This window comes from Paralysiella testudinis, assembly GCF_016894345.1.
GTDB lineage: Bacteria > Pseudomonadota > Gammaproteobacteria > Burkholderiales > Neisseriaceae > Paralysiella > Paralysiella testudinis.
In genome coordinates, this window is sequence record NZ_CP069798.1 from 2,178,618 (window position 1) to 2,191,314 (window position 12,697).

Annotated in this window: 12 protein-coding genes; 8 read left to right on the forward strand and 4 right to left on the reverse strand. The window is 51.7% G+C overall.

What is annotated here, in order from left to right:
• Positions 1-64 precede the first annotated feature (64 nt).
• The 3 genes from narH to narI are packed head-to-tail and all read left to right on the forward strand — an operon-like array spanning position 65 to position 2,978.
• Entirely contained in the window at positions 65-1,624 is a 1,560-nt protein-coding gene (gene narH, locus JQU52_RS11190; protein ID WP_230338565.1) for a nitrate reductase subunit beta, read from the forward strand.
• Positions 1,624-2,298, forward strand: coding sequence for a nitrate reductase molybdenum cofactor assembly chaperone (narJ, locus tag JQU52_RS11195; protein ID WP_230338566.1), 675 nt, complete (start codon positions 1,624-1,626; stop codon positions 2,296-2,298). The genes narH and narJ overlap by 1 nt, the downstream gene beginning before the upstream one ends.
• Positions 2,295-2,978, forward strand: a complete 684-nt coding sequence (gene narI, locus JQU52_RS11200) for a respiratory nitrate reductase subunit gamma (RefSeq protein ID WP_230338567.1) — start codon at positions 2,295-2,297, stop codon at positions 2,976-2,978. The genes narJ and narI overlap by 4 nt, the downstream gene beginning before the upstream one ends.
• 185 nt (positions 2,979-3,163) lie before the next feature.
• On the opposite strand, the gene JQU52_RS11205 is transcribed toward narI, so the two are convergent.
• Entirely contained in the window at positions 3,164-4,099 is a 936-nt protein-coding gene (locus JQU52_RS11205) for an AraC family transcriptional regulator (protein WP_230338568.1), read from the reverse strand.
• Positions 4,100-4,186: 87 nt separating this feature from the next.
• Positions 4,187-4,444, reverse strand: coding sequence for a DUF1289 domain-containing protein (locus JQU52_RS11210; protein WP_230338569.1), 258 nt, complete (start codon positions 4,442-4,444; stop codon positions 4,187-4,189).
• A 183-nt stretch (positions 4,445-4,627) separates the two neighbouring features.
• On the opposite strand from JQU52_RS11210, the gene typA reads away from it, so the two are divergent.
• The 3 genes from typA to JQU52_RS11225 all read left to right on the forward strand — a co-directional run bounded on the left by typA (position 4,628) and on the right by JQU52_RS11225 (position 7,799).
• Positions 4,628-6,442: a translational GTPase TypA gene (gene typA / locus JQU52_RS11215; RefSeq protein WP_230338570.1), complete on the forward strand. Its 1,815-nt coding sequence runs from the start codon at positions 4,628-4,630 to the stop codon at positions 6,440-6,442.
• 260 nt (positions 6,443-6,702) lie between these two features.
• Positions 6,703-7,275: a hypothetical protein gene (locus JQU52_RS11220; protein WP_230338571.1), complete on the forward strand. Its 573-nt coding sequence runs from the start codon at positions 6,703-6,705 to the stop codon at positions 7,273-7,275.
• A gap of 35 nt (positions 7,276-7,310) precedes the next feature.
• Positions 7,311-7,799, forward strand: coding sequence for a DUF456 domain-containing protein (locus tag JQU52_RS11225; protein ID WP_230338572.1), 489 nt, complete (start codon positions 7,311-7,313; stop codon positions 7,797-7,799).
• Positions 7,800-7,938: 139 nt separating this feature from the next.
• Here JQU52_RS11225 and JQU52_RS11230 read toward each other — a convergent pair whose 3' ends face one another.
• Entirely contained in the window at positions 7,939-8,598 is a 660-nt protein-coding gene (locus tag JQU52_RS11230) for a cytochrome b/b6 domain-containing protein (RefSeq protein WP_230338573.1), read from the reverse strand.
• Positions 8,599-8,702: 104 nt separating this feature from the next.
• On the opposite strand from JQU52_RS11230, the gene JQU52_RS11235 reads away from it, so the two are divergent.
• Positions 8,703-9,599: an NAD(P)H-hydrate dehydratase gene (locus tag JQU52_RS11235; RefSeq protein ID WP_230338574.1), complete on the forward strand. Its 897-nt coding sequence runs from the start codon at positions 8,703-8,705 to the stop codon at positions 9,597-9,599.
• A gap of 66 nt (positions 9,600-9,665) precedes the next feature.
• Here JQU52_RS11235 and dcm read toward each other — a convergent pair whose 3' ends face one another.
• Positions 9,666-10,949, reverse strand: coding sequence for a DNA (cytosine-5-)-methyltransferase (gene dcm / locus JQU52_RS11240; protein ID WP_230338575.1), 1,284 nt, complete (start codon positions 10,947-10,949; stop codon positions 9,666-9,668).
• Positions 10,950-11,044: 95 nt separating this feature from the next.
• Here dcm and JQU52_RS11245 point away from each other — a divergent pair, with 95 nt between their 5' ends.
• Entirely contained in the window at positions 11,045-12,526 is a 1,482-nt protein-coding gene (locus tag JQU52_RS11245) for a MutH/Sau3AI family endonuclease (protein ID WP_230338576.1), read from the forward strand.
• Positions 12,527-12,697 lie beyond the last annotated feature (171 nt).

Below are 12,697 nucleotides of genomic sequence, written 5' to 3' on the forward strand. Positions count from 1 at the left end.
AATCGTTCAGGCAGCCTTATATCAAGCAAAACAGGCTGCCTGAAACAAGCAAAAGGAATCAACCATGAAAATCAGAGCACAAGTCGGCATGGTGCTGAATCTGGACAAGTGCATCGGTTGCCACACTTGTTCGGTCACTTGCAAAAACGTGTGGACCAGCCGCGACGGCGTGGAATACGCCTGGTTCAACAACGTGGAAACCAAGCCGGGCATCGGCTTTCCGAAAAACTGGGAAGACCAGGAAAAATGGCAAGGCGGCTGGGTGCGCAAACCCGACGGCAAGCTTGTGCCCAAGCAAGGCGGCAAGCTGAAAATTCTGGCCAATATTTTTGCCAACCCCAATATGCCGCAGATTGACGACTACTACGAGCCGTTTACCTTCGACTACGAGCATCTGCAAAACGCGCCCAAAATGAACACCCCGCCCACCGCGCGCCCCGTTTCCGTGCTCACCGGCAAGAAAATGGACAAAATCGAATGGGGGCCGAACTGGGAAGACGATTTGGCCGGCGAATTTGAAAAACGCGCCAAAGACGTGCTGTTTGAAGGCATTCAAAAAGACATGCACGCCGCGTTTGAGCAAACCTTTATGATGTATTTGCCGCGCCTGTGCGAGCATTGCTTAAACCCCACCTGCGTGGCTTCCTGCCCTTCAGGCAGCATCTATAAGCGCGAAGACGACGGCATTGTGTTGATTGACCAAGACAAATGCCGCGGCTGGCGCATGTGCGTGTCCGGCTGCCCCTACAAAAAAATCTACTACAACTGGACTTCGGGCAAAGCCGAAAAATGCACCTTCTGCTACCCGCGCATCGAAGGCGGCCAGCCCACCGTGTGCTCGGAAACCTGCGTTGGCCGCATCCGTTACTTGGGCGTGCTGCTTTATGATGCCGACAAAATCGAGCAGGCCGCTTCAGTAGAAAACCCGCAAGATTTGTATGAAGAGCAACTGGGGCTGTTTCTCAACCCGCACGACCCCGAAGTGCAACGCGAAGCGCTCAAGCAAGGCATCAGCCAGCAATGGCTCGACGCCGCGCAAAAATCGCCGGTATACAAAATGGCGATGGAATGGAAAGTGGCCTTCCCGCTGCACCCCGAATACCGCACCCTGCCGATGGTGTGGTATATCCCGCCCTTGTCGCCGATTCAATCGGCCATCGAAAACGGCTTGGTGGGCGAAAACGGTATTATCCCCAGCGTAGACGAAATGCGCATTCCCCTGCGCTACTTGGCCAACCTGCTCACCGCCGGCAAAGTAGAGCCGATTAAAGCCGCACTTGAGCGCATGATTGCCATGCGCCGCTTCAAACGCGGACAAGTGGTGCACGGCGAAACCTTAGAAGCCACGCTCGATGGCACCGGCCTCACCCCGGCCATGGTGGAAGACATGTACCAAATCATGGCCATTGCCAACTACGAAGACCGCTTTGTCATCCCCACTTCGCACAAAGAATTGGTGGAAAACAGCTTTGACGACAAATCCAGCTGCGGCTTCACCTTTGGCAACGGCTGCTCCGGCGGCAGCAGCGAAGAGAGCCTGTTTGGCAAACGCAAAGGCACACCGATTGTGTTCCACGACCGCCGCCGCGATATCGAAGAAAACCGCGACAAAGGAGCACGCTGATGGCCGCCAATCCCGCCTACCAATGGCTCTCCGCGCTGTTGTGCTATCCGCAAGCCGACCTGATTGCGGCGCTGCCTGAATTTCAGGCAGCCTTAGATGAATGGCCGGCATTATCGGCACAGCGCAGCGAATTGCAAGCCTTGCTCGATTATCTGCACAGCCACGATTTGATTGAGTTGCAAGAAAACTACGTGGCCACCTTCGACCGCAACCGCAGCCACGCACTCTATCTGTTTGAGCATGTGCATGGCGAAGACCGCGATCGCGGCAGCGCCATGGTGGATTTGCTGCAAGAATACCAGCGCCACGGCTTTACCTTGGGCAACGACGAATTGCCCGACTACCTGCCCGCCTTACTGGAATTTTTGGCACATATCGACACCGCACACGCGCAAAAACTGCTGGGCGATGCCGTGCATGTAATCGAACACATCCGCGTGAAGCTGGCCAAAAACCACAGCCCCTACGCCGCCGTGCTCGCCGCCGCCGTGGCACTCAGCCCGGTAACACCGCAGCCCTTAATCGAGCCGCCGGTGCGCGACATGGACGAAGCCATGGAAACGTTCGGCCCCGATGTATCCGGTATCGAGCCTTTATTAAAACCCGCCATCGACACCATCCAGTTCTACCCCAAGTCTGACTTTCAGGCAGCCTGTAAAGGAGCAAGCGCATGAATACGCTCAATCAATTTTTCTTCGGCATTTTCCCCTATATTGCCTTGAGTATTTTCTTTTTCGGCAGCTTGTTTCGCTTTGACCGCGAGCAGTATTCGTGGAAAAGCGACTCCAGCCAACTGCTCTACCGCGGCCAGCTGCGCTTGGGCAATATCTTGTTTCACGTCGGCATTTTGATGGTGTTTTTCGGCCATCTGTTCGGCCTGCTCACCCCGGTGTGGTTTTGGGACGCCATCGGCATCAGCCACAGCGCCAAGCAAATGATTGCCATCGTGCTGGGCGGCGTATTCGGCCTGATGGCCATGGCCGGCTTGCTGATTCTGCTTAACCGCCGTTTGAAATCCGACCGCTTGGCTGCCAACGCCACTTGGCGCGACAAACTGGTGCTGATTTGGCTGATTGTCACCTTAGCCTTGGGCTTGCTCACCATTTTTGTAAGCCTTGGCCACCGCGACGGCCACGAAATGGTGAAACTGATGACTTGGGCGCAACACATTGTCACCTTCCGTGGCGATGCCGCCAGCTACATTGCCGATGTGTCGCCGCTGTTTAAACTGCATATGCTGATGGGCATGGGCTTGTTTGTGATTTTCCCCTTCACCCGCTTGGTGCATGTGTGGAGCGGCTTTGCCAGCGTGGGCTACTTAGGCCGAGCTTGGCAGCTGGTACGCCGCCGTTAAATATATAGCCACAAAAAAAACCGGTGCCATTGCGCCGGTTTTTTTGTGCTTGCAGCCAAATCAGCATAGCCACAGCTTAAGGCTGCCTGAAACACAATAATTTTGATAAATCAGAAAATACAGGCCTTTTGTGTTCAGGCAGCCTGAGATGGACATATATCCACGTTCTGCTTATAAGCTCGACCTTATAAACTCGTTACCGGCAAGCATAATTCGCATTCAAAATAGCCGGTTTCCTCGTCAAAAGCAGCACCTTGCGGGTAATACTCGAAACAGGGGCGCGCATCAAGTTGCAAGCCACTGGATGGCAGCCAATCACGCAGTAGCGAAGCCCAAGCCTCACCGATGTGCGCGGCCGTGCCTTTGAAACGGAGCACCGCATACTTGCCGCCGGGAATGGTTTGCTTCAGTGCGCCGCCCGTCAGCACGAAATCCGGCGGCACTTCGGCACCAGCGTCATAGCGACATTGTGCTGCATCCGTAACGTCTGGGTTATCGTGGGCGATGCCGTAGCGGGCGTGATCCGCACCCAGTTTATTCATCGCAGCCCATGGCACATAGCTTTCCTGCCAAAAACGCGCAACGGATGCACCGTAAGAGCCAAGGTGGCGCAAATAGGCCACGGTTGCGGGTTTTCGGTCAACCAGTATGACTTGCATAATCATCTCCTGATGGATGTTTGAGGAGATGCTATGTTCTGCTAATGGCGTTGGTAATGCCTGACTTTGCTTGCTATTGATCTGACCAAAATTGCTTTTTGCATGGCGCTGTGATGTTTGCTGCTCGCGCCATGCGCTAGGTGAACATCCAAAACGAATTCGGAATGCGCGTGAAAACGCCTCTGCAGAGCCAAATCCCACGGATAAGGCGATGTGCAGGATTTTAACTCTGGGCTGGGCTAACAGCTTTATGGCCGCCACCTCAATCCGCCGCCGACGCAGATAATCGCCCAGTGTTTCGCCCATCCATGCCGCAAAAAGCCGATGAAAGTGAAATGAGGAAAAGTGTGCCACTTCGGCCAAGGTGGCCAGATCCAGTGGCTTATCCAAATGTTGATCGATATACGCAAGCACCCGATGCATTCGGCTTTCGTATTCTGCGCGGCTATCGCAAGGATTCATCACAGGCGTTGTCAGATTTAAAAATGATTTTTTTATAGAAAAATGGGCTATCAGGATTTTGACGGATATTCATCAAACCTGCGCATTTTAAAACTCAAAATCCATCTGCTCCGGCAGCCACAGCTCGCCCGTATCCGCTTGGCGCTGCTGCCAGGCCAATTGTTGCAAGCGTTTGCGCCGTTGCAGGCATAAATACAAAACATGCTGTTTTTGCGTGTCGCTAAACTGCAACCAATACAGGCGCTCGTCGCGGCTGCGCAAACAGCCTTTGCAATAGCCTTTACTGTTGGCCTCGCACACGCCCCGGCATGGGCTGGGGATGTTAAAAAATTCCAGTTGTTCCATGGCTGGCACTTTCTGATAACCCCGCCATTGTACGCAAAGCGCCATCAAAGCCAAACATCCCGATGCCATTTTTTGTCACAAAATGGATTTATAGGCTGCCTGAAACATATAAATCACAGAAATGCAAAAAAACAATGCTATAATTTGCGGTTATCTATTTTTATCAAGCACCCAGCACACCTTATGAGCAAACAAATCCGCAACATCGCCATCATCGCCCACGTCGACCACGGCAAAACCACTTTGGTGGACCAATTATTGCGCCAGTCCGGCACTTTCCGCAGCAATCAACACGTTGACGAGCGCGTGATGGACAGCGGCGACATCGAAAAAGAACGCGGCATCACCATTTTGGCCAAAAACACCGCCATCGACTACGAAGGCTACCACATCAACATCGTCGACACACCGGGGCACGCCGACTTCGGCGGCGAGGTAGAGCGCGTGTTGGGCATGGTGGATTGCGTGGTGCTGCTGGTGGATGCACAAGAAGGCCCGATGCCGCAAACCCGCTTTGTCACCAAAAAAGCCTTGGCGCTGGGCTTGCGCCCGATTGTGGTGATCAACAAAATCGACAAACCGAGCGCGCGCCCAAGCTGGGTAATCGACCAAACATTTGAATTGTTCGACAAACTGGGCGCCACCGACGAACAGCTCGACTTCCCCATTGTCTACGCTTCCGGCCTCTCCGGCTTTGCCAAACTGGAAGAGAGCGACGACAACACCGATATGCGCCCGCTGTTCGACACCATCCTCAAACACACCCCGCCGCCTTCAGGCAGCGTTGATGCGCCGTTGCAGCTGCAAATTTCGCAGCTCGATTACGACAGCTACACCGGCCGCCTGGGCATTGGCCGTATTCTGAATGGCCGCATCAAGCCCGGCCAAGTGGTGGCGGTGATGAACCACGAAAAACAAGTGGCACAAGGCCGCATCAACCAGCTCTTGGGCTTTAAAGGCCTTGAGCGCGTGCCGCAAGACGAAGCCGAAGCCGGCGAAATCGTGATTATTTCCGGTATCGACGACATCGGCATTGGCGTGACCATTTGCGAAAAAGACAACCCGGTGGGCGTGCCCATGCTCAGCGTAGACGAGCCCACCCTCACTATGGACTTTATGGTAAACACCAGCCCCTTGGCCGGCACCGAAGGCAAATTCGTTACCAGCCGCCAAATCCGCGAACGCCTGCAAAAAGAACTGCTCACCAATGTGGCCTTGCGCGTGGAAGACACCGCCGACGCCGATGTGTTCCGCGTGTCCGGCCGTGGCGAATTGCACCTCACTATCTTGTTGGAAAACATGCGCCGCGAAGGCTACGAGCTGGCCGTGGCCAAACCGCGCGTGGTGTACCGCGACATCAACGGCGAAAAATGCGAGCCGTATGAAAACCTCACTGTGGATGTGCCCGACGACAACCAAGGCGCGGTGATGGAAGAGCTGGGCCGCCGCCGTGGCGAGCTCACCAATATGGAAAGCGACGGCAATGGCCGCACCCGCTTGGAATACCATATGCCCGCTCGCGGCCTGATTGGTTTTCAGGGCGAATTTATGACCATGACCCGCGGCACCGGCTTGATGAGCCACGTATTTGACGACTACGCCCCGGTAAAACCCGATATGCCCGGCCGCCACAACGGCGTCTTGGTGTCGCAAGAACAAGGCGAAGCCGTGGCCTATGCCTTGTGGAACTTGGAAGACCGTGGCCGCATGTTTGTGTCGCCCGGCGACAAAATCTACGAAGGCATGATTATCGGCATCCACAGCCGCGACAACGACTTGGTAGTGAATCCGCTGAAAGGCAAAAAGCTCACCAACGTGCGCGCCAGCGGCACCGACGAAGCCGTGCGCCTCACCACGCCCATCAAGCTCACGCTGGAAAGCGCCGTAGAGTTTATCGACGACGACGAATTGGTGGAAATTACTCCCAAATCCATCCGTCTGCGCAAACGCTATCTGCAAGAGCAAGAACGCCGCCGCCACTTTAAAAAGCTGGATTAAGCACATTGTATGCAGGATAAAAGGCTGCCTGAAAGTTTCAGGCAGCCTTTTACAATTGAGATTCCTGCAAAATTCAGTACGTAGGGTGTGTGGCACAATCACGAAACCGGATGTAAGAATCCGAACAATATTGACTACCCATCTGGAAACAAGGGGTTCAGTTTTACCAAAGCCAACGCTGCCTAAAAACCAAATCCGCTTGTAAAACACCTCATCAGCCCTATATTAGCCAGCGTCCCTTAATCCGAGTATGCTCGACCATGAACACCCGTATTAGCCTGATTATGCTTACCACTTTTGCCCTAGCCGCCTGCGGCGACAACAGCCAGCAAAAAATGGCGCAGCAAATCGAAGCCCAACAGCAGCAAATTGCCCAACAGCAAGCCCAGTTGCAGGCCATGCAGCAGCAAATACAACAAGACGACACCGTTTACCAGCTGGCACCACAAGCCGTGGCCGACACCATTCCCGCCGAATTTCAGCAGGGCAATAACGGCGAGCCGGTTACCGGCACCGATGGCCAACAATATATGTATGATGCCAACACCGGCAGCTGGCTGTTGTATAGCTTAGTGGGTGCCGCCGCCGGTGCCTTTATCGGCAACAGCCTGGCCAACAAATTCCAGCGCGCTCCGGCAGGCAATGCCGCCGCCCAGCGCGTGCGCACCCAGTATCACCAAGCCCAGCCGCACCGTGGCAACCCCGTGCAAACACCCAACACCTTGCGCGAGCAGCCCAAAAGCCAAGCCAATAATCCGAATTACCGCCAGATACAAAAAGCCCCCGCCAACCAGCGTGCGCCGGTACGCCGCAACGGCTTTCGCCGCCGCTGATATTTAGCCACTTTAGCCACTAAGGACACCACACCATGACCGCCATACTGGTTACCCTCGCCCTAATTTTTCTGATTGTCGGTTTACTGGGCACCATTCTGCCCGCCATTCCCGGCCTGCCGCTGATGTTTGCCGGTGCCTGGCTGTTGGCCTACACCGGCGACTACCAAATAATCGGCACCCCGGCGCTGATTGCACTGGGCATACTGGCGCTGATTGGTTCGGCCATGGATTACGTGGCCGGGCTATTGGGTGCCAAATTCACCGGCGCCAGCAAACAGGCTTTATGGGGCGCGTTTGTGGGCGGCATTGTTGGCCTGTTTTTTGCCCTGCCCGGCCTGATTTTGGGGCCTTTGGTGGGCGCGGCACTGGGTGAATTCTGGGCGCGCCGCAGTTTGCTGTCGGCAGGCAAAGTGGGCATTGGCACCTTTATCGGCTTTATTATCGGCGTGGTGGCCAAAGTGGGCTGCGCCTTAGCCATTTTGCTCACCATTGCGGCGCTGTTTATTTTTAGCCTGTTTTAAAATCAATACCCAAAGCAAAACCGCTGCCTTATAGCATGGCAGCGGTTTTGTTTTTCAGGCAGCCTGAAGCTTTTGTAAAGCTCTTTTATCGTGATAAGCAATTAGAAATTTTTTAAAGGCTAAACGGTGGCTCAACCTCTTACCCTTGGCCGGATACCCACCATACCACCGCAGCGGCCACCAGCACCGCCAAAACCAACATCGGCAGCGAAGCAAAGCGCAGGGGTTTGGTTTCGCCTTCCAGATATTTGTAGCCACTGAGCATAGGATGAATCAGGTTGATTTTCTTAATCAATTTATAAGACAGCACCGCCAAAATATGCAGCGCAATCAGCCCCAGCAAAAACCAGAAAAAATTCACATGGATGGTGCGCATCAGGCTGCCGGTATCATCGCTCACCCAGCCGTTCAAATAGCCGGAGTGAGTAAAGGTGTTTTCATCAGCCGCAAACAAGCCGGTAAGCAATTGCAGGCCGATTGCCGCCAGCAACCCCACCACCATCAAGGCACCCATCGGATTGTGGCCCGGCTGCTCATTTTCACTCATCTGACCGGCCAGATAGCGCTTGATTTGCGCCGGACCTTGCACAAACTGGCTGAAGCGAGCCGTATCGCTGCCCCATAAACCCCAGCAAATACGAAACACCCATAAGCCTAAAATAAACAAACCCACGCGCAAATGCCAAGTTAGCCAATTGCCGCCGGTGTCGGCGCTAAACCACATAAACGGAATCGCCAGCACCAAGCTCCAGTGAAATAAACGCGTGGGTGCATCCCATACCTTGATTTTTTGCTTCATGACTTGCCTTTCTTTGATTCTTGGCTGATTCAATGCACCAGCCGCCGTTGGCACAATAATTATTATAAAATCGGCCTAAGTTCATTCATTAGGCCGATACCCAGATGCCACCCTATTATAACCCAACCCCCGAGCAACTAAACCACTGGCAACGCCATGCCCGCAGCGCATTTCCAGCATTGTGCCGGCCGCGTGCCGCCAACAGCCACAAAGGCAGCCACGGCACCTTAGCGCTGGTGGGCGGCTGTGTGGGCATGAGCGGCGCTTTGGTGCTGGCAGGCAGCGCAGCGCTGAAAAGCGGCTGCGGCAAAGTGTGGCTGGGCTTTATGCAAACCGCCCTGCCGCTGCCGGTGCTGCCGCAACAGCCGGAAATCATGCTCGCCACCGCCACCGATTTGGCGCAACGCACCGACATCACCGCCTGCGCAGTGGGCTGCGGCATGGGCACCGGCGCCGCAGCCGCCGCTTGGCTGGCGGCGCTGTTGGCGCAAGCCGATAAACCGCCGCTGCTGCTGGATGCCGATGCCCTTAATCTGCTCGCCGTTAACCCCGTATGGCAGCATCATTTGCAACAGCGTCATGGCGATACCCTGCTTACCCCGCACCCGGCGGAAGCGGCACGGCTGCTGCAATGCAGCACCCAAGCGATTGAAGCCAACCGCCCGGCCGCCGCCCAACAACTGGCCGCCCGTTTCCGCGCCTGGGTGGTGCTGAAAGGCCGCCACACCCTGATTACTTCGCCCAGCGGCCAAATCAGCCAAAACCACAGCGGCAACCCCGGCTTGGCCACCGCCGGCAGCGGCGATGTGCTTACCGGCATCATCGGCAGCCTGCTGGTGCAAGGCATTCCCACCGCACAAGCCGCCATCGGCGGCGTATGGCTGCACGGCACCGCTGCGGATTTGTTGGTGGCCGGCGGCTGCGGCCCGATTGGCTTAACCGCCGGCGAACTGGCCGATGCCGCACGCTGGTTGCGCAATCGGCTGGTGGTGGATACTTAAGATTTAATCTACTATGGTTTGCAATATCTGATTTTTTAAACGGCACAAACGGCATTTAATTTTATGTCACTTCATTAAAAAAGATACTTCAATTTCCTTGATAAATAGGCCAATCTCTTTAACAACCTCGGTTACCAAGGCATTGCCCATAAAAAACAGGCGCATTTTATCGGAAACGTTTACAAGCAAGCCGTCTTGGTTTTTCTTAATAGCTGTCCAATCATCGGGAAAATCTTGCAAACGTTCTGCTTCAATAGGAGTTAATAGACGGTAGCGGTTATTAACCTTTAGCAGGTGTGTGGATCGATTTACCGTTCCTTCTGAAGTCAGTATCGTGCGCCCCGGTAGGTTCAAATCATCATAAGGCGACATACCGCCCTCTGTGTAGAGATAAGTATGCCCCTCTGAGGATATGCGTTCAATTTTCTTTGCCCCCCGCAAATAACGGAATTTTTCCAGCTTTTCCTCATCCGTCAGAAAGTATTTTTCGGAAATATCTTTTTCATCTTGAATAATGTCGCCCAGTGTGATTGCTTTTCCAGCATAATCGGGCTCGGTATCAACTGAATAATATTTGCCGTGCCGCATCACGCCTGTGTTCCATACCGTCCCTGTAAAGTTATCAGATACGTCAACAATATCATCATCAAGCGGATAGCAGACTTGCCTTCCCCTGTGTGTGAACGGTTTTACGGGGAATTGCGTTGCAAATAAACCTGTGCGGTAGAGATAGTCATCGTATCGGTGTGCTTCAAAAATAGCGTTGTTGTTTTCAAATTGTCGATCCACTTTTATAGCAAAATCCGTATCGTTACGGTATACAAAAAAGAATACGCGGCGGCGGCGTTGGCTTCTACCATATTCCGCAGCATTAATCACGCGCCACTCCACGCTGTAGCCCAATCGGTTAAATGCAGAAAGCATAATAGCAAAATCCCGCCCCCGTTGTTTGGACGGGGCTTTAAGCAAACGATCGACATTTTCAAGAATCAAATACTTGGGATGAATGATGCGGGTAGCTCGGATAATTTCCCAAAAAAGTACTCCTTTTTTGCCTTCTATACCTTGTTCGTTTTTCTTGCTGCGGGCTACAGAGTAATCTTGACAGGGGAAACCACCAACAATCATATCGGCATCCATCGCCGAGAATTGCTGGTCGGTAATATCCGAAATATTGATATTGAGGTTTTGGCTTGTAGGAAAACGATAGTTATACACTTCAAAAGCATCTTGGGACTTACGCGATGGTTCCCACTGATTTGCCCATTTTGTTTGAAATAAATGATTATCGGCCTTTTCCAGCCCAATGCGGAAACCGCCAACACCTGCAAACAGCTCGAGAATTTTCATGAATTTTCCTGTATAGCTCACGGCTTTTATTATATCCTTTTCTTCAATAGCCGATCAAGCTCGGAATCAGAACAGTCACTCATAGGAAAAAATAAATGGCAGGGCATCACTTTACGAAAAGCGAAATCGATAATATTTTGTTCGCCACTATCGGACAAACCTTAGGTCAAGTTGATAAAAATCATATTTTCGATAAAACACTTCATCAGCCTAAAATCACAGGCATTGCGGGAGATGTAATTGAGCAATCGGTATTCGGTTATCCTGCAGACAACAAATCCGAAGCGGATTTATCCGTTGACGGTCAAGCGGTTGAATTAAAAACAACAGGTTTAAAACGGGTTAGCTCAAGAGATAAATCAGGGCATAAACTGGAGGCCAAAGAACCGATGAGCATCACTGCTGTATCTCCTGGTTCAATCATCCGCGAGCATGATTTTTATGAATCTCAGTTATGGCATAAACTCGAAAATTTATTGATTATCTACTATCTTTATGACTCCGCCACAACAGTAACATCTGCCGAATATGCCCATTTCCCAATTCAAGGCTATCATTTTCATCAATTTAGTGCAGATGACCAGAAGATTATTGAAAACGATTGGAATATTATTAGAAATTTTATTGTGTTTGTCGCTGCCAACGGTTTGGATAAAGAAGTCGAATTTCCTAAGCTGTCCAAGTTACGAAGCCGTATGGCCTTTCTTGATACCGCCCCTAAATATCCTCATCCGCCCCGTTTCCGGCTAACTAGATCGGTTGTTACCTCAATAGCCAGAAAACATTTGGGTGAAACATTCGAGCCTTTATTACCACAGCTTCATTTTTCAACTTTTATGGAGCTGGATACTATTTTGTCGGAGCTTACGCAACAATATCACGGCAAAAGTATTGCAAGCATCGCGCAGGAGATGGGTGTTGATTTACCGCGAACCACATCGGGGAAAGTTGCCAAGCATGCTTCTTCTATATTGATAGCCAGAATGTTCAGCCAATCGGCAGCCGCTTTGGAAGATATAGAATTATTCAATAAATTCGGTATCTGTTATAAAACCATTACCCTAAACCCGCAAGGGTACAGAACAGAAGATACTAAATTTTTAAAAGTTGATTTTCAGGAATGGACGGATAAAAGCATTGGGTTTGAAGATTCATTTATCTATTCGTTCTTTGCAGAGCAAAAATTCTTATTCGCCATTTTTAAAGAACAAACTAAAAACCATAGCTATGAAAATAATATTTTTATCGGTTTTAAACGGATAATGTTTGATGATGATTTTTTGAATGATGAAGTGAAGAAAACTTGGGAACGCGTCCGAGTGTTGGTTAATGAGAATCTACTGACAAACGACAAACTCTACAATAAAGACGGATATCCGAGAATAAATAAAACAGGTATTCAACAAGAAGCGCTCAATCTTCCAAAATCGGGACATTACGCATTATTTTTAAGAGGATCGGGCAGCGATTCAACCAAGAAACCCGAACAAGTAAACGGAATACAAATGTATTACCAGTATTTTTGGCTACAAGGCCGCTATTTGGTCAATATGTTGGCAAAGTTTGATTTTTTATAGCAAGTATATAGTGCGTCCTGAGCACTATTTCACCGCAATGCCGAGCATACCCTACTTTCGGACAATAATATCTTCCTCAGAAATATCTTTCTCAGATAACGATAAAAAGATGAATATGACCAAGCGGCTACGCGCTGGACGTAGCCGTATTTTCGCGAGTTGATATGAATG

Coding starts and splice junctions, on each gene's coding strand:
- narJ (WP_230338566.1), top strand. CDS start 1,624: ATGGCCGCCAATCCCGCCTACCAATGGCTCTCCGCGCTGTTGTGCTAT.
- narH (WP_230338565.1), top strand. CDS start 65: ATGAAAATCAGAGCACAAGTCGGCATGGTGCTGAATCTGGACAAGTGC.
- JQU52_RS11225 (WP_230338572.1), top strand. CDS start 7,311: ATGACCGCCATACTGGTTACCCTCGCCCTAATTTTTCTGATTGTCGGT.
- JQU52_RS11205 (WP_230338568.1), bottom strand. CDS start 4,099: ATGAATCCTTGCGATAGCCGCGCAGAATACGAAAGCCGAATGCATCGG.
- JQU52_RS11230 (WP_230338573.1), bottom strand. CDS start 8,598: ATGAAGCAAAAAATCAAGGTATGGGATGCACCCACGCGTTTATTTCAC.
- narI (WP_230338567.1), top strand. CDS start 2,295: ATGAATACGCTCAATCAATTTTTCTTCGGCATTTTCCCCTATATTGCC.
- dcm (WP_230338575.1), bottom strand. CDS start 10,949: ATGAAAATTCTCGAGCTGTTTGCAGGTGTTGGCGGTTTCCGCATTGGG.
- JQU52_RS11235 (WP_230338574.1), top strand. CDS start 8,703: ATGCCACCCTATTATAACCCAACCCCCGAGCAACTAAACCACTGGCAA.
- JQU52_RS11245 (WP_230338576.1), top strand. CDS start 11,045: ATGGCAGGGCATCACTTTACGAAAAGCGAAATCGATAATATTTTGTTC.
- JQU52_RS11220 (WP_230338571.1), top strand. CDS start 6,703: ATGAACACCCGTATTAGCCTGATTATGCTTACCACTTTTGCCCTAGCC.
- JQU52_RS11210 (WP_230338569.1), bottom strand. CDS start 4,444: ATGGAACAACTGGAATTTTTTAACATCCCCAGCCCATGCCGGGGCGTG.
- typA (WP_230338570.1), top strand. CDS start 4,628: ATGAGCAAACAAATCCGCAACATCGCCATCATCGCCCACGTCGACCAC.